The 20,268-nt window shown below is 34.2% G+C and carries 20 protein-coding genes and 1 pseudogene; 6 read left to right on the top strand and 15 right to left on the bottom strand.

Going from position 1 to position 20,268, the window contains the following annotated elements:
• Window positions 1-2: 2 nt before the first annotated feature.
• The 3 genes from KKQ79_RS00245 to glyA form a co-directional block, all read right to left on the bottom strand.
• Window positions 3-716 carry a polysaccharide biosynthesis/export family protein gene (locus KKQ79_RS00245; protein ID WP_250131150.1) on the bottom strand — a complete coding sequence of 238 codons (714 nt, stop codon included), beginning with the start codon at window positions 714-716 and terminating at the stop codon, window positions 3-5.
• A gap of 291 nt (window positions 717-1,007) precedes the next feature.
• Window positions 1,008-1,466 carry a regulatory protein RecX gene (locus KKQ79_RS00240; protein WP_213188458.1) on the bottom strand — a complete coding sequence of 153 codons (459 nt, stop codon included), beginning with the start codon at window positions 1,464-1,466 and terminating at the stop codon, window positions 1,008-1,010.
• Between the two features lie 118 nt (window positions 1,467-1,584).
• Complete coding sequence (glyA, locus tag KKQ79_RS00235) at window positions 1,585-2,856, bottom strand: serine hydroxymethyltransferase (protein WP_213188457.1); 1,272 nt, start codon at window positions 2,854-2,856, stop codon at window positions 1,585-1,587.
• Window positions 2,857-2,927: 71 nt separating this feature from the next.
• Here glyA and KKQ79_RS00230 point away from each other — a divergent pair, with 71 nt between their 5' ends.
• Window positions 2,928-3,221 (top strand): hypothetical protein, encoded by a 294-nt coding sequence (locus KKQ79_RS00230; RefSeq protein ID WP_104794330.1) that lies wholly within the window; start codon window positions 2,928-2,930, stop codon window positions 3,219-3,221.
• Window positions 3,222-3,438: 217 nt separating this feature from the next.
• On the opposite strand, the gene KKQ79_RS00225 is transcribed toward KKQ79_RS00230, so the two are convergent.
• The 5 genes from KKQ79_RS00225 to KKQ79_RS00205 all read right to left on the bottom strand — a co-directional run bounded on the left by KKQ79_RS00225 (window position 3,439) and on the right by KKQ79_RS00205 (window position 8,541).
• Entirely contained in the window at window positions 3,439-4,320 is an 882-nt protein-coding gene (locus KKQ79_RS00225; RefSeq protein WP_213188456.1) for a DUF72 domain-containing protein, read from the bottom strand.
• Between the two features lie 416 nt (window positions 4,321-4,736).
• On the bottom strand, window positions 4,737-4,937 hold the full coding sequence (locus KKQ79_RS00220) for a helix-turn-helix transcriptional regulator (RefSeq protein WP_069798907.1): 201 nt from the start codon (window positions 4,935-4,937) through the stop codon (window positions 4,737-4,739).
• Window positions 4,934-5,386, bottom strand: a complete 453-nt coding sequence (locus tag KKQ79_RS00215) for a hypothetical protein (protein WP_213188455.1) — start codon at window positions 5,384-5,386, stop codon at window positions 4,934-4,936. Before KKQ79_RS00215 ends, KKQ79_RS00220 begins: the two co-directional genes overlap by 4 nt.
• A gap of 168 nt (window positions 5,387-5,554) precedes the next feature.
• Window positions 5,555-7,210, bottom strand: coding sequence for a ribonucleoside-diphosphate reductase subunit alpha (locus KKQ79_RS00210; protein WP_213188454.1), 1,656 nt, complete (start codon window positions 7,208-7,210; stop codon window positions 5,555-5,557).
• 356 nt (window positions 7,211-7,566) lie between these two features.
• Window positions 7,567-8,541, bottom strand: a complete 975-nt coding sequence (locus KKQ79_RS00205) for a ribonucleotide-diphosphate reductase subunit beta (RefSeq protein WP_104794326.1) — start codon at window positions 8,539-8,541, stop codon at window positions 7,567-7,569.
• Between the two features lie 332 nt (window positions 8,542-8,873).
• Here KKQ79_RS00205 and KKQ79_RS00200 point away from each other — a divergent pair, with 332 nt between their 5' ends.
• The 5 genes from KKQ79_RS00200 (at window position 8,874) to KKQ79_RS00180 (ending at window position 14,056) form a co-directional block, all read left to right on the top strand.
• Window positions 8,874-9,563: an ABC transporter ATP-binding protein gene (locus tag KKQ79_RS00200; RefSeq protein WP_069798897.1), complete on the top strand. Its 690-nt coding sequence runs from the start codon at window positions 8,874-8,876 to the stop codon at window positions 9,561-9,563.
• 176 nt (window positions 9,564-9,739) lie between these two features.
• Complete coding sequence (locus tag KKQ79_RS00195; protein WP_213188453.1) at window positions 9,740-10,969, top strand: ABC transporter permease; 1,230 nt, start codon at window positions 9,740-9,742, stop codon at window positions 10,967-10,969.
• A 90-nt stretch (window positions 10,970-11,059) separates the two neighbouring features.
• Entirely contained in the window at window positions 11,060-11,413 is a 354-nt protein-coding gene (locus tag KKQ79_RS00190; RefSeq protein ID WP_213188452.1) for a four helix bundle protein, read from the top strand.
• An 84-nt stretch (window positions 11,414-11,497) separates the two neighbouring features.
• Window positions 11,498-12,769 (top strand): ABC transporter permease, encoded by a 1,272-nt coding sequence (locus KKQ79_RS00185; RefSeq protein ID WP_104794322.1) that lies wholly within the window; start codon window positions 11,498-11,500, stop codon window positions 12,767-12,769.
• 96 nt (window positions 12,770-12,865) lie between these two features.
• Complete coding sequence (locus KKQ79_RS00180; RefSeq protein ID WP_213188451.1) at window positions 12,866-14,056, top strand: efflux RND transporter periplasmic adaptor subunit; 1,191 nt, start codon at window positions 12,866-12,868, stop codon at window positions 14,054-14,056.
• A 219-nt stretch (window positions 14,057-14,275) separates the two neighbouring features.
• On the opposite strand, the gene KKQ79_RS00175 is transcribed toward KKQ79_RS00180, so the two are convergent.
• From KKQ79_RS00175 to KKQ79_RS00145, 7 genes and pseudogenes are all read right to left on the bottom strand, one after another.
• Complete coding sequence (locus tag KKQ79_RS00175) at window positions 14,276-14,611, bottom strand: tetratricopeptide repeat protein (RefSeq protein WP_250131149.1); 336 nt, start codon at window positions 14,609-14,611, stop codon at window positions 14,276-14,278.
• 4 nt (window positions 14,612-14,615) lie between these two features.
• A pseudogene (gene prfH, locus KKQ79_RS00170) lies at window positions 14,616-15,242 on the bottom strand (peptide chain release factor H); the annotation flags it as partial.
• Window positions 15,243-15,294: 52 nt separating this feature from the next.
• Window positions 15,295-16,686, bottom strand: a complete 1,392-nt coding sequence (locus tag KKQ79_RS00165) for an RtcB family protein (protein WP_213188449.1) — start codon at window positions 16,684-16,686, stop codon at window positions 15,295-15,297.
• A 408-nt stretch (window positions 16,687-17,094) separates the two neighbouring features.
• Window positions 17,095-17,688, bottom strand: coding sequence for a hypothetical protein (locus tag KKQ79_RS00160; RefSeq protein ID WP_213188448.1), 594 nt, complete (start codon window positions 17,686-17,688; stop codon window positions 17,095-17,097).
• A 48-nt stretch (window positions 17,689-17,736) separates the two neighbouring features.
• Complete coding sequence (locus KKQ79_RS00155; protein ID WP_213188447.1) at window positions 17,737-18,384, bottom strand: HD domain-containing protein; 648 nt, start codon at window positions 18,382-18,384, stop codon at window positions 17,737-17,739.
• A 9-nt stretch (window positions 18,385-18,393) separates the two neighbouring features.
• Window positions 18,394-19,317 carry an alpha/beta hydrolase family protein gene (locus tag KKQ79_RS00150; protein ID WP_347813927.1) on the bottom strand — a complete coding sequence of 308 codons (924 nt, stop codon included), beginning with the start codon at window positions 19,315-19,317 and terminating at the stop codon, window positions 18,394-18,396.
• A gap of 18 nt (window positions 19,318-19,335) precedes the next feature.
• Entirely contained in the window at window positions 19,336-20,226 is an 891-nt protein-coding gene (locus KKQ79_RS00145; protein WP_213188446.1) for a ribokinase, read from the bottom strand.
• Window positions 20,227-20,268 lie beyond the last annotated feature (42 nt).

Below are 20,268 nucleotides of genomic sequence, written 5' to 3'. Positions count from 1 at the left end.
ATTTATCTTAAAATACTAATTAATATTGAAGCTACTCCCAATGCTATTCCTCCTATTTGAAATATTAGGCCGCGATTGGGGTCTATATTTGCAGACTTTTTCTTAATCATATCCGGTTCTACATAAAGTACGTCATTCTGCTGCATATAATAGTACGGTGAACTTGTTATATTTTTATCCGTAAAATCAATGACATATGTCTTAGAGATACCTTCTTCTTCTCTTATTAATTTCACATTGGTTCTATTCCCAAAATCGGTCATATCTCCTGCTAAACCTAAAGCTTGTAAGAGGGTAATTTTATCTGAAGCACTAGTATGCTGACCTGGATTCTTAACCTCTCCTAACACGGTAACGTTAAAATTTAATTGTTTTATAGAAACGAGAGGCTCTGCAAGGTACGTTAACAACCTCTTTTCAAGATCTGCTCTTAGCTGGGCTAAAGTCATTCCTTTGATGTATAACTTTCCTAACACAGGAAAATAAATAAAACCTTCATTATCTACCAAATACCCCTGAGGTGCAAATTGCGCGGTTTGAGCATTCATCTGTCCTTGACTAGAAGAATTATTCATGGAGTAAAGATTAAACGGCCTTACCGCATTTTCATCAAAAGCGGTAACTTTAATATCTAAAACATCTCCTGACTGAATATGGGCGCCATAAAAAACAGCTTGATTGATCTTAGATTCAGCTATGTTTTTTTCTTTTTCCATATATACCATGTTTTCTTTGGGTTTACATGAGAACATGGTTAATAATAAAATAAGGTAATAAATAAGGTTTTTCATCATTTTGAACAAAGTAAGCACAAAGATAGATAAAAAATAAGAACTATAACATTCAATAATTACCAAAATAAACTAAAAAAAGCACTTATTATTGTGAAAATGACTTATATAATTAACCTTCATTTTTTAATTTTTTTTTTTAAATAACTATATATTGTTTTTTTCTGACTCTAAAGCATTAGTTCTACCTCCATAAAACAAAAAATGTTAGACTTTTCAGTCTAACATTTCTAAGATCTCTTCATATTCATATCCCTTTCCTATGAGATAGGTGATTGTTTTGCTTCTTTTTTGGTAAGCGGCACCTGCGGGAAGTTTATCGTAATAATCTCTATAGATTTCTAAAATTTTAGCTTTGTAATCTTGCTCGTTTATTTCATCCATACATTTACGAATTAATTTCTCGGTAATGCCTTTCATTTTTAGCTCATTGGCTATTTTTTTCTTACCCCAAGATTTTATATAAAACTTACCTCTGATATAACTTCTAGTGAACCGCTCTTCATTAATGTAATTTTCGGCAATCAGAAATAAGAGAATTTCTTCTTTGGCTTCCGGAATGAGTAAAAATTCTTTTAACTTCTGTTCTACTTCTTGATGAGAACGATCTTGATAAACGCAATAATTGGCTATTTTTTGCTTAATTTCAGAAAAAGTGTAAGATTTTTGTTTCATTATGGTTAAAAAATGTCTTTGCCTTAATTTAACTGCCAAAAAAAAAGAGAAACCTCACCGAAACCTTCCATTCTGTTTTCTAGAAATGAAATAATAACAATGAAATCTCCCTGTTCTATTAATATTTAAAAAGAGGTTGATCACTCATCAGTTCATTAACCTTCGAACGAACTTTTGCAATTAGCGCTTCATCTTTGATATTGGCTACCACTTCATTGATTAAATCTGCAATAGTCTCCATGTCTTTTTCTCCTAAACCTCTCGTGGTAATGGCAGCAGTTCCTAATCTGATTCCAGAAGTGATGAAAGGTGACTTATCATCATAAGGAACCATATTTTTATTACACGTAATATCTGCTTTTACTAAAGCTTTTTCGGTTTCTTTACCGTTTACATTTTTATTTCTAAGGTCTACCAACATCAGGTGATTATCTGTACCTCCACTTACAATGTCAAAACCTCTGTCTATCATTGCTTGGGACAATGCTCTAGCGTTTGCTACCACTTGTTTGGTGTAGGTTTCAAATTTTTGGTCGATGGCTTCTGCATAGGCTACTGCTTTTGCAGCAATTACGTGTTCTAGCGGCCCACCTTGAGTTCCTGGGAATACTGCTCCATCTAATACGGCACTCATCATTTTGGTTTCGCCTTTTGGTGTTTTGTGACCGTAAGTATTTTCGAAATCTTTGCCCATCATGATCATTCCTCCTCTTGGTCCGCGAAGCGTTTTATGCGTAGTAGTGGTTACTACATGGCAATGTTCGAATGGTGAGTTCAATAATCCTTTGGCTACCAAACCTGCAGGGTGTGCAATATCTGCCCACAATGTAGCGCCTACCTCATCAGCTATTTCTCTGAATTTGGCATAATCTAAATCTCTAGAATACGCTGAGAAACCTGCAATCAGCATTTTTGGTTTTTCGCGAAGTGCTACTTCACGCATTTGTTTATAATCAATCAACCCTGTTTCTTTTTCAACTCCGTAAAATACAGGACGGAAATTAATTCCCGAAAAATTCACATGAGAACCGTGTGTCAAATGACCTCCCATTGATAAATCCATTCCCATAACGGTATCTCCAGGTTTTAACACCGAAAGATAAATGGCAGCATTGGCTTGTGAACCAGAATGCGGCTGTACGTTGGCATATTCTACGCCGAAAAGTTGTTTTGCTCTTTCAATGGCCAGTGTTTCTACTTCGTCTACCACTTCACAACCTCCGTAGTATCTTTTTCCTGGATAGCCTTCTGCATATTTATTTGTTAAGACGCTTCCCATGGCTTTCATCACGTTATCAGAAACAAAATTTTCTGATGCAATAAGCTCTATGCCATGCGTTTGTCTCTGTCTTTCTTTTTCAATCAATTCAAAAATGATATCGTTGCTCATATTAGATTTTTTATTTTGCTCAAAAATAAGAAATTATGCAGATATTTGCAGATAACTTTACATTAATAATTATGGGAAAGAAAAAATATAAAAAACAGTTGCTGAAATCTCTGAAATCTTTAGGGAAATCTGAACATCTTTTGTTGGAAAGCATGACCAACTTAATGCTTCTAGGAGAACTGAAGAAAAACAATATTGAGTTTAAAGATGGGGATACCTTCACTTTTAAAGACAACATCTTTGATTACAGCGAAGACAAAAACATCAGAAAAATGGCAAAACTTCGTCATAAAATGATGAAAACCATGAATAAACTGGTGGAGAAAAATAATTTTAAGGATAAGGAAATTAAGTTCTTATCGTAAAAATAAAAAAGCAATCTTTCATGGAGATTGCTTTTTTTATTGAAAGATTGATGTATTCCATTGTTTTTAAAACGCAAAGATTTTTTTTCCTTTCAATCTGTTTTTAAGAGAGCAAAGAAGCGAATAAATTCGCAAAAAGCTTATGCTTTACTTAAATTTCAGATTCTTTACCATAATGCTTTCTGATTTACCTCAAAATCTCTTCCATGATTCTTTATTAAAACAAAGTTTTGGGTTGAGCCATTACAGGAACATGAATTTCTGTTCCGAATGCTTCGTTAATTTTCTCAATAAAATACGCCGATAACAACGGTGAAGCCAATTCTACATTTTGATGTACAAAGAAATACAAGTTTTTCAAGCCTTCTTCTTTCCAAAGTTCAATGCGTTCTAACCAATCATCTAATCTCGCGTAATCGCTGTCTGCATTAGCGCCTACATATCTTACAAAAGCAGTATCTGATGTTAGTCTCATGTGCAACATGTCTCTTCTACCTGCAGTATCTACGATGATATTCGCGATGTTATTTTCTTCTAATAATTGGGAGAATTTCTCAAAGTTTTCTTCTTCAAACCATTCTGCACTGCGTACTTCTATCGCCAATGGAACTTCTTTTGGCCACTCTTTTACAAATTTTTCTACCCTATCAAAATCCTTTGGTTTGAAATTATCATGCAACTGTAAGAACACCATTCCCAACTGGTCCCCGAAATTCAAAACTGAAGTCGCGTAATCCGTAACCACATCAGTCACATTAATCAGTCTTCTGAAATGAGAAACGGTATTGGTGATTTTTGGAAAAAACTTAAAATTGGGCGGTGTTTTTTCTTTCCATGTGAGCACTTGTTCTGGACTTGGCAAAGAGTAAAATGTAGCGTTCAACTCAATAGAATTGAATTGGGTAGCGTAGTATTTCAACTCGTCTTTGGTTCCTTTTGGGTAAAATCCTTTCAGGTCGGTTTTGTTCCATTTGGCGCAACCGATGTAGATATTGAAATCGTTTCCTTTAGATTTTTCTAAAATTTCTTGGGTTTTAGGATGATCTTTCGGAAGGGTGAAGTCTATTTGTGATGGGTCTGCTACTTGTCCGAATTTCATTTTTTTAGTTTTAAGGGATTAGGAAAAAGGGATTGGTTTCAAAGGTAAAAATTTCTTGTAGATTTTAAAAAGAAAGTGAATTTATATTTCCCGCAGATTTCGCAGATTTTTAACACAGAGAGCACAGAGTTTTTTCACAGAGAACACAAAGATTGGATTTTATGTTTATCGTTCCGTAGAAATCTAAAAGAATTTATGATTTTGATAAAATTAAAAATCTCTCGCTGATTGCGCAGATTGCACAGATTTTTTTTGATAAAATAAAGTATAGTGTTTGTTATTCCAAAGGAATATAAAAGAAGCTTATGATTATTCCTAATATTTTAAGTTTTGGCTAAAGCAAATGCGTTGTTAATTAAAAAGTCGGGATTTCTTCGTCTCCGCTCAGAACTTGCGACTCTATTGAATAAAAAATTTCAATCATTATCTTCAAGTTGGAAAATTTCTTCAACATTCATTTTAAAATATTTTGAAATTTTCAAAGCTAAAACAGTAGATGGAACATACTTTCCTGCTTCTAAAGCGTTAACAGTTTGTCTAGAAACCCCAATTCTTTTTGCTAATTCTTCTTGCGTTATATTTAAAATTGCTCTTTGAACTTTTATGTTATTTTTCATTTTCTCGAAAGTAAATAATTGAACTTAAACACATAAAGAACCAATGGTAAATAAATTGATAAAATCATCACATTAAAAAAAGCCATTCCATAAATAGTTAAAAATAGAATTAAGACAATTAAATAGCTTATCATTAGACTCCAAAACACGGATTTTAAACGAAGAAAATTTATATATTCATCTTCATTCTTTTCATTGGAAAAACCTACAAGTAGTCCACCAATAATAATTAATAAACCCGTAAGATTAGTCACCCAATCAACTTTAGTAATTTGAAAGAAACCGCTTTCCGAAAACAATCCAGAATTAAAAAAAACTGGTAAATGAATTTTAAAATCTTCAAAATTGATTTCAAAAATAATCATTATTAATCCCCATATTAATGAAGGAATAAAAATCAGCCAACCTACTTTTTTACATCTGTTTGGTAAAAGTTTTAAATTTTTCATATTATATTTTTTTACACTTCCAAATGTAAAAAACATTTTACATTTAGACAAATATTTTTTACATAAATCTTATAATTAGACTGATATATAAGTTTCAATTTTCTGATGAAAAAAAACCGCAGAAATTTCTGCGGTTTGTATATTGAAAATCAAAAATCTTCAATTGAATTATGCTTCACAAGAGCTACACGTAACAAAATTTACCATGAGTTCTTTAGAAACAGATTGTGAACGTTGGTAGTATAAGGTTTTTACCCCTAGTTTCCATGCTTCAATCATTAGATTGTTGACATCTTTAATCGCCAATGAAGCTGGGATATTCAGGTTCAATGATTGCGCTTGATCGATGTACTGTTGGCGTTGTCCCGCTTGTGTGATAATTTCCATTGGGGAAATTTCTTTGAAGGTTTTGAACACGTCTTTTTCGGTCTGTGTTAACTGTGTCATGTGTTGTACAGAACCGTGATTCAACATGATTTCTCTCCAAACATCTTCATTGTCTAAGCCTTTTTCTTCAAGAAGTTTTGCTAAATATTTGTTCTTTCTCATGAAATTTCCTTTTGCCAAACCTGCTTTGTAGTAATTCGATGCAAAAGGTTCAATTCCCGGAGAAGTTTGCCCTAAAATTGCTGATGAAGAAGTGGTAGGCGCAATAGCCATCGTAGTAGTATTGCGCATTCCGTAGCCTTTCAACATTTCTGGTTCGCCATAAATATTCGCCAATTCTTTTGATGCTTGAATCGATTGCTCTTGAATTTGTTTGAACGCTTTGGCATTGAACATTTTCGCTTCCATGCTTTCAAAAGGAATCATATTTTTTTGCAAGTAAGAGTGGTATCCTAAAACGCCCAATCCTAATGCTCTATGTCTCAAAGCAAATTTACGAGCTGAAGAAAGGTAATAGTTTCCTTCGGTTTTTTCTATAAATTCTGACAATACCGCATCCAAGAAATAGATGGCTAATTTCACTGCGTTGGTATCTTTCCATTCGTCATACAATTCTAAATTCATGGAAGAAAGACAACAGATAAAACTTTCGTCTGCTGTAGAAGGCAACATGATTTCTGAACACAAGTTACTTGCATTGATTACCGCTCCAGAATCTTTGTATACCTGAGGTTTATTACGGTTTACATTATCGGTAAAGAAAATATATGGAAGTCCTTTTTTCTGACGAGACTCCAATACTTTTGCCCAAATTTTACGTTTGTCCATGTCTCCATCAATCATATCTTGCATCCAATAATCTGGAACGCAAACTCCCATAAACAAGTTCTGAATGGGGCTACCAATTTCTTTGATGTTTAAGAATTCTTCAATATCTCCGTGGTCAATGTCTAGGTATGCTGCAAAAGCTCCTCTTCTTACGCCTCCTTGAGAAACTACATCCATCGCAGTATCAAACAATTTCATGAAAGAAACGGCTCCTGAAGATTTACCATTATCAGTAACTGCAGTTCCTCTGTGACGCAATTCGCCAAAATAACCAGAAGTTCCTCCTCCGATTTTGGTCTGCATAATCACTTCTCCTAATTTATGGGTAATGCCTTCGATATGGTCTGGAACGTGAACATTGAAACAAGAAATAGGCAAACCACGTTGAGTTCCCATGTTTGCCCAAACTGGAGACGAAAAAGAAATCCAACCTTTGGTAATCATTTCCTTAAACGCAGGAATGAGTTCTGGTTTGTACAAGCGTTTTGCTGCCGCTGTAGTAATTCTGTCAATAGCTCCTTCTACGGTTTCTCCTTTTAGAAGATACCCTCTGTTCAGCATCTGTTCCGACTCTTCATTAAGCCACCAAATATCTAATTTTTCTTCCATATCGTTTAAATTTTTTCACAAAAAAAGAATTCTAAATTTTCCATTTAAAATTCAAGATTATTATTTATAGCAGAAAATTCTGCGATTTTTATATTTTAAAAACTTTTATTTATTTCATCGGACTTTACCCGATGCTGTTGCATGTTGCAACTTCGTGGCTAAGCCATTTGAATTTTTGATTGGGTAAAATTCTATTGAATTTTTTCAATTTAAAAAGGGCTTACTTCGGCTTAGCTCAGCATAAAAAAGCCCGTTCCTATTGACGAATTTCGCTTTCTCAACTTTGAAAACAATTGACGCTCGCTTCGCTCGCGCTCAAGACTTCCATCTTCCAGCATCCAACTCTCCGCAAACAATTAGAATAAATCGTTCGCAGTGATACTTTTATCGTGCTTGGTATAATCTACTGGTCTTTTAGCAAAGAAGTCATCTAAAGAATTGGCGAAAACTTCTTCCTCGAACCACGTCATTGGTCTGTATTGTTCAGGGGTTACGTTGTAACGGGTTTTCATGCCAATTTTTTTCAAAGAATCATCTACTCTATATTTCATAAAGTTGAGCAAGTCTTCTTTTGAGAACATGTCTATCTCTCCCGCTTCGAAAATCCAGTCTAGAATTTTAGCTTCTAGTTCTACAGAACGGTCTACTAAACCATAGATATCTTCGATGTCTGCATCGGTCAATAATTCTGGTTGTTCTTCACGGATTTTATTGATTAAATAGATTCCAGCATTGGCGTGAATTTGTTCATCTACAGAAGTCCAAGCGATGATGTTTGATACATTTTTCATGTACCCTTTGAATCTTGTAAAAGATAAAATCGTGGCAAATTGACTGAATAGAGAAACGTTTTCTATTAAAATAGAGAATAATAACAATGAAGAAACGTACTCTTTATGATTGGTAGATTTCGCATTGGCTAAAACGGTGTTCAAATAGTCTATTCTCTCTCTGATGGCAGGAATTTCAATCACATTATTGAATTCATCATTATATCCTAATACTTCTAGCAATCTAGAATAAGCCTCACTGTGACGGAATTCGCATTCTGCAAAAGTAGCACCCAAACCATTGAGCTCTGGTTTTGGCATGTGGTTGTACAGATTTCCCCAGAAAGTTTTTACAGAAACTTCAATTTGAGCAATCGCTAAAAGCGCATGTTTTACCGCGTTTTGTTCGTACGGCTGAAGATTAGAATGGAAATCTTGTACATCCGCAGTAAAATCTATTTCTGAGTGTACCCAAAAAGATTTATTAATAGCATCAACAAATTGTAGTACTTCTGGATATTCAAAAGGTTTATAACTGATACGTTTGTCAAAAATTCCCATAGCTTGCTGCGTTTTTTTATTAATTATCTGATTAAGTTTGTTTACAAAAATAGAAATTGAAGTTATAAATCAAAAATGAAAACGCCTCATTCATGTTAAATTTTTGGTTTTTAGGGGCAAAAGTTTTCCACAATTACATAGAGGTTTGATGAATAAAGCCTTTGCGTGCACTTGGCACTTAAATAGGGCTTTTACGAGGTATTTTTAATTAAACAATTACACAGAATTTCATTATTTAAAGTATTTTACAATTAAACAAAAGATTTTAAAATTTTTGCTCTTTTTTTCTTGTAACAAGTTTCTAAAATTTACTACTTATTCCAAAAAAGCCCATGCTAGTCATCAAGGATTTACATAAGTCTTACGATATCGGTCATAATAAGTTGCACGTATTGAAAGGAATTAACCTAGAAATCGGCGAAGGAGAGTTCGTTTCGATTATGGGAAGTTCTGGTTCTGGAAAGTCTACTTTACTGAATATCATTGGTATTTTAGATGAAAAAGACAGCGGAATCTATGAATTAGATGGCATTCCTATAGAACACCTCACCGAAACCAAAGCGGCAGAATACAGAAGTAAATTTTTGGGATTTGTTTTCCAATCATTCAATTTAATTGGGTATAAAACAGCTTTAGAAAATGTGGCGCTTCCACTCTATTATCAAGATGTTCCTAGAAAAGAGCGAAACCAACGCGCGATGGAATATTTAGAGAAAGTAGGTTTAGCACAATGGGCGAATCACTTGCCTAATGAACTTTCGGGTGGACAAAAACAGCGTGTAGCGATTGCAAGAGCTTTAATTACCAATCCTAAAGTGATTTTGGCGGATGAACCAACAGGAGCACTTGATTCTCAGACCACTCATGATATTATGAAACTGCTTCAAGATATTAATAACGAAGGAAAAACCATCATTGTAGTTACCCACGAACCTGATGTAGCAGCTCAAACCAAGAGAAATGTACATTTGAGAGATGGAGTCATTGAAACGGATGAGTATATACAGCAGGTGGTTTTATAAGGTGGTGATAAGGTGATGAAGTTATGAGGTTATGAGGTTATGAGGAGGAAAAAATACAGTAAGTGAATGGTGAATTTTTTCAACAAAGTTGAAAAATGAATGGTAAATTTTTTAAAAAATTGACAATTGACTGCAAAGCAAATTGACTTTGTAAAGCAAAAAATTAAAGAAATAATATGTTTGATATAGACCGTTGGCAAGAAATTTTCAGTTCTATTCGCAGTAATGTATTGCGAACGGTGCTTTCTGGGTTTACCGTAGCGCTGGGTTTATATATTTTTATTGTTCTCTTTGGTATTGGAAAAGGATTGCAAAATGCCTTCCAAGAAGGATTTACCAGAGATGCACAGAATCTTATTTCCATTTTTACTGGAAAAACCACCATTGCTTATGAAGGCTTACAAGCTGACAGACAAGTCACCCTCAATAATAGTGACTATAATGCTATTGTAGATGCACATCCTGAAAAAGTGCAGTATTCTACTCCACGATATTCTACCAATCTTAATGTAAAATATGGGAAAGAAAGTGGTTTCTACCAAATCAGCGGAGCTAATGATGAAGAAGTAAAAATAGAGAACCGACAATTACTCAACGGAAGATTTATCTCTCCAAAAGATATTGACGAAAAACAAAATGTAGCCGTAATCGGTAGAATGGTACAGCGTGACCTTATCAAAAATGGAGATCCTGTAGGAAAAGAACTCGAGATTAACGGTAGTGTTTTCAAAGTGATAGGTGTTTTTTCTGATGATGGTGGTGACTGGGACGAACGTATGATTTCCATCCCTATTTCTACCCTTCAGCAAATGAAAAAAGGTTCTGATACGGTGAGTACCGTGTACATTGCCTATGACGAAAAACTAAATCCTGAACAAGCGATTGCTTATAGTGACCAACTGAAAAAAGAATTAAAAGCCAGAAAAAAAGTTTCTCCAGATGATGAAAATGCCGTGGTCGTAAGAAACCGAGCAGAAGGTTTGAAAGATTCTTTCCAATTTTTATTTGTCATTACAATGATTGTGGGGTTCATTGGTCTCGGAACTTTATTGGCAGGAATTATTGGTATTAGCAATATCATGGTGTATATCGTAAAAGAAAGAACTCAAGAAATTGGGGTAAGAAAAGCCATCGGTGCTAAACCGAGAAGCATTGTCACTTTGATTATTCAAGAAAGTATCGTGATTACCGTAATTTCTGGATTAATCGGCGTTGCTTTAGGCGTTTTGACTTTGAAATTAATTGGCAATAGTTTAGAAGAATACTTCATTAAAGACCCAAGTGTTGGTTGGCTATTGATTACTGCAGCCTTCATCAGTTTGGTGATGTCTGGATTGCTTGCTGGATTTGTTCCTGCATACAGAGCGAGTAAAATAAAACCAATAGAAGCATTGAGAGCGGAGTAATGGAGGTGAATTAATTTGTGAATTTTTCCCTTCGGAAAATGAATGGTGAATTTTTCCAATTGAAATTTTTATAAAATCTTAACCATAAATATGTTTTTAAACTTAAACCATTATAATTTAGATGTATATAAGGCAGCAAAAGAATTGAGAAAACAATGTTACAAAACCATAAGATTTTTGCCTGATGCAGAAAAATATAATTTAATTGATCAAATAAGAAGAGCATCAACTTCTATTGTTTTGAATATTTCAGAAGGCTCCTCTAGAAAGTCAAAAATAGAAAGAAACAGGTTTTATGAAATAGCAAGAGGCTCAATCATCGAAATTGATTCTTGTTGTGAAATCATTTTAGAAGAGAAATATTTAGAACAAGAAGATTTAACAGTCTTAGGAAAGAATATTAAAACAACTTTTATATTATTATCAAAATTAATGAATAGTTAAAAAAGTGAATCGTGAATTTAAAATTCATTCGTAGAAATTCACCTTAAGGAATTCACTTTTGCAAAGCAAAAAATTGACAACAATATGAACATCATATTCAAAATAGATACGTGGCAAGAAATTTATTATTCACTTAAAAATAATAAACTTCGTACTTTCCTCACCATGATTGGTGTAGGTTGGGGTATGTTTTTATTTGTTAGTTTATTGGGAGCTGCAAAAGGCATGGAAAACGGTTTTGACAAATTATTTTCTGGATTTGCGACCAATTCTATTTTTATGTGGGCACAGAATACTACTATTCCGTATAATGGTTTCCCGAAAGGCAGACAACTGAGTTTGCACCTTCCTGATATGGATTTATTGGAAAAGAAAATCCCACAGATTGATTACATTTCGCCCCAAAACTCCAGAGGAAATTTTGGAAATCCTGGTGAACAAATGAACCGCAACGGAAAATCTACCACGTATACGCTTACTGGAGATTATCCTGCAGGAAATAAAATTTCTGAAAAGAAATTAATCTTCGGAAGATACATTAATGATGCAGATGTTACTGCGAGTAAAAATGTAGTAGTTATCGGCGAAGAAATTTATAAAAACTTCTTTGATGCCAAGAAAAATGAAAATCCTATTGGGAAATCTATCAATATCAAAGGTATTTTCTTTAACGTTATCGGCGTTTATAAAGTAGCCAAAGCTGGTGGACCAATGGATGATGATACCACAGCATACATTCCGCTTTCTACTTATACTAAAATGTATAATGATGGAGACAAAGTAGGCTTTTTTGCCATCGTGAGTAAACCAGAAGCCAATCTAGAAACCGTAGAAGAACAAGCCAAACTAGAACTCAAAAAGAAAAACAATGTTTCTCCTGAAGACACCAATGCTTTTGGAAGTTTCAACTTGGGGAAAATGTTCGGGAAAATGTATGGATTTTTAACAGGAATGCAATTGCTCACCATTATTGTAGGAGCGCTTACAATTTTGGCGGGAGTGATTGCGATTTCCAACATTTTATTGATTACCGTAAAAGAAAGAACCAAAGAAATAGGCATCCGAAGAGCTTTGGGAGCGAAGCCTTCTGAAGTAAGAAACCAAATTTTGCTAGAAAGTGTGGTGATTACCTTAACTTCGGGATTATTAGGATTTATTTTCGGAATTTTCCTTTTGATGATTATCAATGCGATGACTCAAAACCAAGATGCTTTCCCTTTTTATAATCCTACGGTAAATTATTCACACGTTTTTGCAGCAATGGCGGTGATGACGATTTTGGGACTTCTCATCGGGATGATTCCTGCGCAAAGAGCCGTGAAAATTAAGCCAATAGAAGCTTTAAGAAGCGAATAACACATGTGAATTTGCCATTATTTTTTTTCTTTTGGATAAATGAATGGCGAATTAAAAATAAATTAAACTTGATAACAATTAAATATTTCATATAAAATGAAAAACTTAACCTTCAAAAAAGTAGTTTATATTCTCTTAGGTTTGCTTTTTTTAGCTGGACTTCTGATGGGAATAAGTTACCTGATTAAATCTAATTCTCAAGAAAGCGAAGCTTTTCTCACCAGAAAACCATTCGTGCAAAATCTTGATGATAAAGTAATGGCTACTGGTAAAATAGTTCCGAGAGAAGAAGTAGAAATTAAGCCGAATATGTCTGGGATTATAGACAAAATTTTGGTAAAAGAAGGCGACCATGTTTCTGCGGGAGAACTTATTGCTACCCTTAAAATTGTGCCGAGCGTTCCTCAGGTAAATGCTGCTCAACAAGAAGTGCAAAATGCAAATCTTCAAATTAATAATGCTAAAATTAATTTGGCAAATCAGCAACAGCAATTTGCGATGCAACAACGTTTGTACACTCAAGGCGTAATTTCTAAGCAAGAGTTTCTTACTGCTCAACAGCAATTGCAATCGATGCAAAATCAGTTGAAAAACGCTCAACAACAATTGCAAACCGCTCAGAAAAATCTACAAATCGCTAGAACTGGTGTTGCCGAAGGTTTACAAAGTCTTGCTACTACTCAAATTCGTTCTAAAGCCACTGGAACGGTACTAGAAGTTCCTGTAAAAGTTGGTTATCAGGTAATTGAAGCCAATCAGTTTAACGCTGGAACGACCATCTGTAGTGTTGCAGACCTTAACTCTCTTATTTTTGAAGGAAAAATAGACGAAGCTCAAGCTGGAAAAATTAAGGAAGGCATGGAAATGAACATCGTCATCGGTGCTTTACAAAATAAAACTTTCCCAGGAAGAGTAACGATGATTGCTCCAAAAGGAAAAGATGAAAACGGAACCATCAAATTCCCTATTGAAGGAGACGTTTTTAACCCGAGTAATGAATACATTAGAGCTGGATTTTCTGCCAATGGCGAAATTGTTCTCAGTTCACAGAAAAACGCTTTACTTCTAGACGAAAGCCTTATTCAATATGAAAAACAAAATGGTAAAGATGTTCCTTTTGTAGAAGTAAAACAAAAAGACGGAAAATTCAAAAAAGTGACCGTAAAACTGGGTGCATCTGATGGAATTAATGTTCAAATTCTTTCAGGAATTACTAAAGATTCTGAAGTAAAAGTTTGGAACCCATCTGATAAAGATAAAGAAGAATTGAAAGAAAAGAAAAAATAAAACTGCCTAATCATACAAATGAAAAATGAAAAAACTCCAACATTATTTGTTGGAGTTTTTCTTTTGAGCCTTATTTTTAGGTTTTTTCAATTTAGATTTCACCAATTCTATTCTTTCATTTAAAAAATCGATGTAGTTTTTATTGGGCGCTACTTTCTTTGCTTTTTCAAGAGCTTTCAGTGCTTTTTTAAATTGTCCTTGCTTTTCAAAGAAGATGGCTTATCTATAGCGTATTCTAGATTGATCAATTCCTTTAATTTTTTTAGCATAATCTATCAGTTTTTTAGCTTCTTCATAATCTTCATTATTCAGGAGACAATCTATATAAAACAGCGGTGTAGAAACAGAATCTAGTTTCACTTGCATGGCTTCTTCGAAGTAAGATTTTGCCGTTTCATAATCTTGCAAAACTTCAGAATACACCCTTCCTAAAAGACAAAGACTCTCTGCATTATGGTCATCATAAGACAAGGCATAATTCAGTGCTTCCATGGTTTCCTCTAGGTTATAGGGAAAATTATCTAAGGCTTGAAAATAGTATTTGTTTGTTGTCATTTTTTTACATTTTAAAAATTTTCTTGGGATTTCCTCTTTCCAATTGGAGATGATTCATCCACTGATTTTGTTTTTGTACCGAAGATTTTTTGGCATTTATTTCTAAAATCTTCAATTTTAATCTTTGTACTGCGATTTTTTTATTTTCCAATTGCGAACGAGAATCCATTGCTACCACTTGAATTTTTGTAGGCAAATGCGTCACTCGAACTGCGGAATTTACTTTGTTCACGTTTTGTCCGCCATTTCCCGAACTTCTCATGGTTTGAAATTCCAGTTCTTTTTCATCGAGTTCAAGTTCAAAGAAATTTTCGATTTCAAAAACGCCAATGAACCAATTTTTACGTTGATGATGGGGTCTGAATTTACTTTTTCCGATGAATTGAATGCTTCCTATCCAAGAATTTAGAAATTCAGGATTCTCCTCTACTTCAAAAGTAATCGACTGGAAACCTGAAACTTCACCTTCTATCATTTCTACCACTTTGTAGTCCAATTTTAGCATTTCCATTTCTTTTTTCATCAGATTAAAGGTTTCTTGTACGAAAAATTCGCATTCTACAGGTCCTTTTCCTGAGGTGATTTGAACGATATTTTTATTTTTTTGTTTCATATAAGTTTTGGCTAAAGCCCATTTGTATTTTGATTTTTTAAGTCGGGCTAAAGCCCGACTCTATTGATTTTCACTTATCCATTCTCACGATTCTCGGTTGAAAAGTTCCCAGAATATCTACCAAATCTTGTTGAGCATTCATCACCTGATTGATGTCTTTGTACATCATGGGTGCTTCTTCTAAACTCCCACCGATTAAGGTTACTTTATGCTTTTTTAATTCTTCTTTCATCTCTTTTTGGGTGAAAGCATTTTTGGCAAAATTTCTAGCATGTTTTCTTCCTGCTCCGTGAGAAGCCGAATGAAGAGAAGCAGCATTTCCCCTGCCTTTTACAATGTACCCTTTGCTGGTCATAGAACCGGGAATTATTCCCAATTGTCCTTCTGAAGCTGGAGTTGCTCCTTTTCTGTGAACAATCAGTTCTTCTCCGTCCACATTTTCTTTCCACGCAAAATTGTGATGATTTTCTATTCTGACTTTCAATCTTCCGCCAACCGCTTTTATCAAGCGTCTGTGAATATCTGCATGACAAGCTGCAGCATAATCTCCTGCCAAATTCATTGCAATCCAATATTCTTGTCCGAGATGTGTGTCTATATCTAGCCAAGCCAAATGTTGTGCTTCTTTTGGAAGCGGACAGTTTTCTACCGCCACTCTTGTGTAATATTGTGCAATCTCTGCTCCGAAACCTCTGGAACCACTGTGCGAAAGAATTCCCACGTATTTTCCTTTGGGCAAACCAATTTGTTCATCATCTTCAAGAATTTCTACTTCTCCGAATTCTACAAAATGGTTTCCACCACCTGAAGTTCCCAATTGTTTGATGGCTTTTGATTTTAATCTTCTCAAAATGGGCATTAGGTTAAATGTTTCATCATCAAAAATTTCATTTTCTATGTGCGTTTTATGCACTTCGTACATTCCGAATTTGGTATGTTCGGCTAATGCTTTTTCGTATTTGTTCTTTGCTCCATCTAAGTAAGAAACTGGAGTATCTAAAATACTCAAACACATTCTACAACCAATATCCAAGCCTACTCCATAAGGAATTACAGCATTTTTGGTTGCCAAAACTCCACCAATTGGTAGACCATATCCGAAATGTGCATCTGGCATTAATGCACCTTTTACCGAAACCGGAAGTTTGAGCGATGTATAAAACTGATTGACTGCATCTTCTGAAATTTCCTCTCCGAAAATTTCAAATGAAACTCTGTTGTTCAAGAGCATTCTTTTTTCTGTTTTTTGACTCGTTAAAAGTTCTTCTGCAATTTGTCCTAGCATTAGATTGCTTTTAAATTCTTCTGGTTGAAGTAAAATTTCCTTCAAAATATTTTTCACGTAAGCGGTATTCTTATTGGCAAAATTTTTCTTTGCCACTTCTAAAGCTACCGTCACGGATTTATTATTAGGATATCCCAATTTCAGGATATCTTTTCCTTTTAGTTTTAAATTTCCCATTGTTTTATAATTGATAAAAATGTTGGATGACTGATTACAGGAATCATCATCTTAAAAACTCTGGATGTATTCTAAAAAATTACATCAAGAATATTCCAACAAAAAAATTGATGGTAAGCCTACATTCAAGAAAATTTCGGGGAAATTTATAGAACCTTGTATCAAAATAAAACCCGAAATTTTACAACTTCGGGTTTCTATATTTCATTTTTGATTACAATTCTAGCTGAAAACGAAAACACCGAAGCGTACCACAGAAAGTGGTAATCCTACTGAAGATAAATTGTGAAATTTGAACATTTTGCTTCGTTTTTTTAATTGTTAAACTTTGTTTTCGGGTGCAAATATAAATGGATTTTTTTTGAATTCGCAAAAAATCTTTGAAAAAATATTTTGAAAGCCAGCAAATTAGATTTTTTTCTTTCTCGTAAGAAGCACGATATTTAAGAATAAAACCAATAAAGTAAGAGAGACAAAAATGCTTTGATTTACATTTTCGAGCTTATTCTTTTCTATCACTTTTTCGGCGATATCTGATAGTTTTTGACTTTGGTTTAAAAAGGTTCTCACCTCTATTTTTTGGTCTTCTTCTTTGTCCTGAACACTATGTTGTGAGAAGTAAACCAATTTATTTTTTACGTTGTAAGCAGCCACCCAAAATTCATTAGAATTGCTCATCACAAAATAGTCTATTTGGTAATGATTGGTTCTTACTTTGCCTAAATGTTTGGTGAGGAATTTATTTTGGTCTTTGTCGATAACTTTTATGGCATAAATATCAAGCGGTTGGTTCACTCTATTGATGACCTGAATCGACATGGATTTTTCTAAAAAATTACTGAAACTCTTTTGAAAAAACCAATATCCGAAAAATGCTAAACCTAAAATTACAATAAAAAATCTGATGTTTTTAGCCCATCTCGCTCTGGCTCCTGTTTTAAATAAACTTAAAATAAGAGCTAGAATTAAGAGGAAAAGTAAAACAAAATTGAGACTATTCATTCTAACAAAGATATTGTTTTTGGTTGACTTTTGAAAAAATCAGAAATTCTACAGTTCCACATTCCATTCTTTATAAAATTCATCAAGAAATTGCAACATAAAATCGTGTCTTTCTGATGCGATTTTTTTTGCGGTTTCGGTGTTCATTAAATCTTTGAGCAACAATAATTTTTCGTAAAAATGGTTGATGGTGGTTCCTTTGGATTTTTTGTACTCTTCTTTGTTCATGCCTAGATTGGGATTAATTTCTGGATGATACATAAAATTATTCTTGAATCCACCAAAATTGAATGTTCGAGCAATTCCAATCGCACCAATCGCATCAAGTCGGTCTGCATCTTGTACAATTTGTAATTCTAAAGGAGGATTTTCTGGAGCTTCTGCTCTATTTTTGAAGGAAATATTTTTGATAACAAACAACACTTGCTCTATTAATTTAGCATTTACATGAATTTCTTCTAGAAAATTTTGAGAAATTTTGAGCGCCAAAGTTTCATCACCGTTGTGAAACTTAGGGTCTGCAATATCGTGCAATAGCGCAGAAAGTTCTATCACTTCCAGATTTCCGCCTTCTTTTTCGGCTATTTTTTTAGAGAGTTTCCAGACACGTTCTATGTGAAACCAATCGTGTCCTGCTTCTGCACCTTCTAGTTTTTCTTTAACAAAATTTATGGTAAGGGTAAGGTGATTTTTCATGTTCCAAAACTACGAAAACCAATCGAAAACAATGCTCCAAAGTTTACTGTGTTTTGCTCTAAAAAAATTAATGTGCCCTATTTCTTCTCCATTGCTTTCGTTAGGATGCACGGTTCTGTAAATAGGTTTCATATTGACATACGTTTCGTTCATGAGCAGTTTCATTCCCGTTTCTGTAATCCAATCATCATCTTGCATGTTGAGATATAAAACCTCTTGATGTAAATTTTTAGAGAAATTCTCCGTTTTTTCGAGCAGTCGATTTACAGATTTTCTGTTCATGATGAGGGTTCGCCAATCATCTGAAACACCTTTGGGTAAAGATTCGCCTAAATTCACAAAATATGTCTTGAAATACCCTTTTACTCGAGTAAGCACTGGTTGATACAGACCAAAACCCAATAATCCTAACATTTTAATTCTTGGAGAAAGATGTCCAAAATAGGTATTTTGAGTGGCCACGAAACAAAATTTTTCAAAAATTTCTGAACCTTTGTTCATTCCAAGGATTAAAGCGCCCACAGAATGACCGATTAGAAATTTTCGGTGATTTGGATAATGCTCCTCTATAAAATCTGTAACGGCTTTATAATCTGTATTTCCCCAAGTTCTCATGCTCGCTTTAAAACCTTTGAGCTGGTCTGGTTTAGAAAGCGCCACTCCTCTGTAATCATAGGTAATAACCACAAAACCCAAATTTGCAAAATGCTGTGCAAAAGAGTAATACGTTTGTTGTTTCACGCCAGTAGCAGAATTCACCAACAGTAGTTTCCCATTCGCATTTTCTGGCTCAAAGAGAGTTGCAGTGATTGGATATTGGTCTTGAGTATGGATGGTAATGGTATTATTCATAAGAGAAAATCTGTGGAAAATTCTGTTTCCAAAAATATCTAAAAAAAGAAGAGAATTCCAAAAATTTGAAATTCTCTGCATATTATTCTTTGGTTAAAATTACAAACCGAAATCTTTTAATTTGGGCAATCCTGTTTGAGAACCTCTTTTTTGTGCCACTTTTAGCGAAACATCATTCCCGAATTTCACACAATCATCTATCTCATTTCCATGACATAACGCGATGGAAAAACCAGAAGTGAAAGCGTCTCCCATTCCCATCTTATTCGGCATGTCTTCTGGGTCGTTTCTGTGATATTTCATCTCTGAACCATTGTGGTAAATGGTAGAATTAGCATCATCTCTTACAAAAAGTTTATTGGGATATTTTCTTAAAATTTTTTCTCTAGATTCTTCCCCAAAAATGATGGAAAGTTCATTGCTTTTTGCCACGATAAAAGAAGCATACTCTAAAATCTCTTCTGAAATTCTGGCAGCAGGAGAAGCATAAATTCCCAGTTTTTTGTTATATTTTTTTGCAAATTCATACGTTTTTTCTACCACATTCATTGGAATTTCTAACTGAGTTAGCACTAAATCTGCTGTAGAAAAAAATCTTTCTGCACTCTCTAAATGCTTTGGCTCTAGACAATAATTGGCAGAAGGAACTACTACGATGGCGTTTTTACCGTGCGCTGCAATTACATAAGCCGTTCCTGTAGCGTGGTCTAAATCTTCGTGTACAAAACCTACGTTTACATTTTCATCTACTAAATTTCTAAGAATTTGTTGACCATAAGGATCCATTCCTACGCAACCAATGAAAAATGTATTTGCTCCTAATCTCGCTGTTCCTACTGCTTGATTGGCTCCTTTTCCTCCAAAAAAAGTTTCAGATTTTTGGGCGATTACCGTTTCATTAGGTTCTGGGTGAAATGATGTATTGAGGACTAAATCAATAGAAGAACTTCCTACTACTATAATTTTGGGCTGTTCTGCGCTTACTTTCATTGAAGTTTAATTTTTAGAAATTTTGAAATAGGTTTAAAATTT

Origin of the sequence: Cloacibacterium caeni (assembly GCF_907163125.1) — a bacterium.
Classification (GTDB): Bacteria; Bacteroidota; Bacteroidia; order Flavobacteriales; family Weeksellaceae; genus Cloacibacterium; species Cloacibacterium caeni_B.
This window is presented reverse-complemented; position numbering and strand designations above follow the sequence as displayed.

Coding starts and splice junctions, on each gene's coding strand:
- KKQ79_RS00205 (WP_104794326.1), bottom strand. CDS start 8,541: ATGGGAATTTTTGACAAACGTATCAGTTATAAACCTTTTGAATATCCA.
- glyA (WP_213188457.1), bottom strand. CDS start 2,856: ATGAGCAACGATATCATTTTTGAATTGATTGAAAAAGAAAGACAGAGA.
- KKQ79_RS00150 (WP_347813927.1), bottom strand. CDS start 19,317: ATGCAGAGAATTTCAAATTTTTGGAATTCTCTTCTTTTTTTAGATATT.
- KKQ79_RS00230 (WP_104794330.1), top strand. CDS start 2,928: ATGGGAAAGAAAAAATATAAAAAACAGTTGCTGAAATCTCTGAAATCT.
- KKQ79_RS00195 (WP_213188453.1), top strand. CDS start 9,740: ATGTTTGATATAGACCGTTGGCAAGAAATTTTCAGTTCTATTCGCAGT.
- KKQ79_RS00165 (WP_213188449.1), bottom strand. CDS start 16,686: ATGGGAAATTTAAAACTAAAAGGAAAAGATATCCTGAAATTGGGATAT.
- KKQ79_RS00185 (WP_104794322.1), top strand. CDS start 11,498: ATGAACATCATATTCAAAATAGATACGTGGCAAGAAATTTATTATTCA.
- KKQ79_RS00155 (WP_213188447.1), bottom strand. CDS start 18,384: ATGAAAAATCACCTTACCCTTACCATAAATTTTGTTAAAGAAAAACTA.
- KKQ79_RS00160 (WP_213188448.1), bottom strand. CDS start 17,688: ATGAATAGTCTCAATTTTGTTTTACTTTTCCTCTTAATTCTAGCTCTT.
- KKQ79_RS00210 (WP_213188454.1), bottom strand. CDS start 7,210: ATGGAAGAAAAATTAGATATTTGGTGGCTTAATGAAGAGTCGGAACAG.
- KKQ79_RS00145 (WP_213188446.1), bottom strand. CDS start 20,226: ATGAAAGTAAGCGCAGAACAGCCCAAAATTATAGTAGTAGGAAGTTCT.
- KKQ79_RS00200 (WP_069798897.1), top strand. CDS start 8,874: ATGCTAGTCATCAAGGATTTACATAAGTCTTACGATATCGGTCATAAT.
- KKQ79_RS00245 (WP_250131150.1), bottom strand. CDS start 716: ATGGAAAAAGAAAAAAACATAGCTGAATCTAAGATCAATCAAGCTGTT.
- KKQ79_RS00190 (WP_213188452.1), top strand. CDS start 11,060: ATGTTTTTAAACTTAAACCATTATAATTTAGATGTATATAAGGCAGCA.
- KKQ79_RS00240 (WP_213188458.1), bottom strand. CDS start 1,466: ATGAAACAAAAATCTTACACTTTTTCTGAAATTAAGCAAAAAATAGCC.
- KKQ79_RS00180 (WP_213188451.1), top strand. CDS start 12,866: ATGAAAAACTTAACCTTCAAAAAAGTAGTTTATATTCTCTTAGGTTTG.
- KKQ79_RS00215 (WP_213188455.1), bottom strand. CDS start 5,386: ATGAAAAATTTAAAACTTTTACCAAACAGATGTAAAAAAGTAGGTTGG.
- KKQ79_RS00220 (WP_069798907.1), bottom strand. CDS start 4,937: ATGAAAAATAACATAAAAGTTCAAAGAGCAATTTTAAATATAACGCAA.
- KKQ79_RS00225 (WP_213188456.1), bottom strand. CDS start 4,320: ATGAAATTCGGACAAGTAGCAGACCCATCACAAATAGACTTCACCCTT.
- KKQ79_RS00175 (WP_250131149.1), bottom strand. CDS start 14,611: ATGACAACAAACAAATACTATTTTCAAGCCTTAGATAATTTTCCCTAT.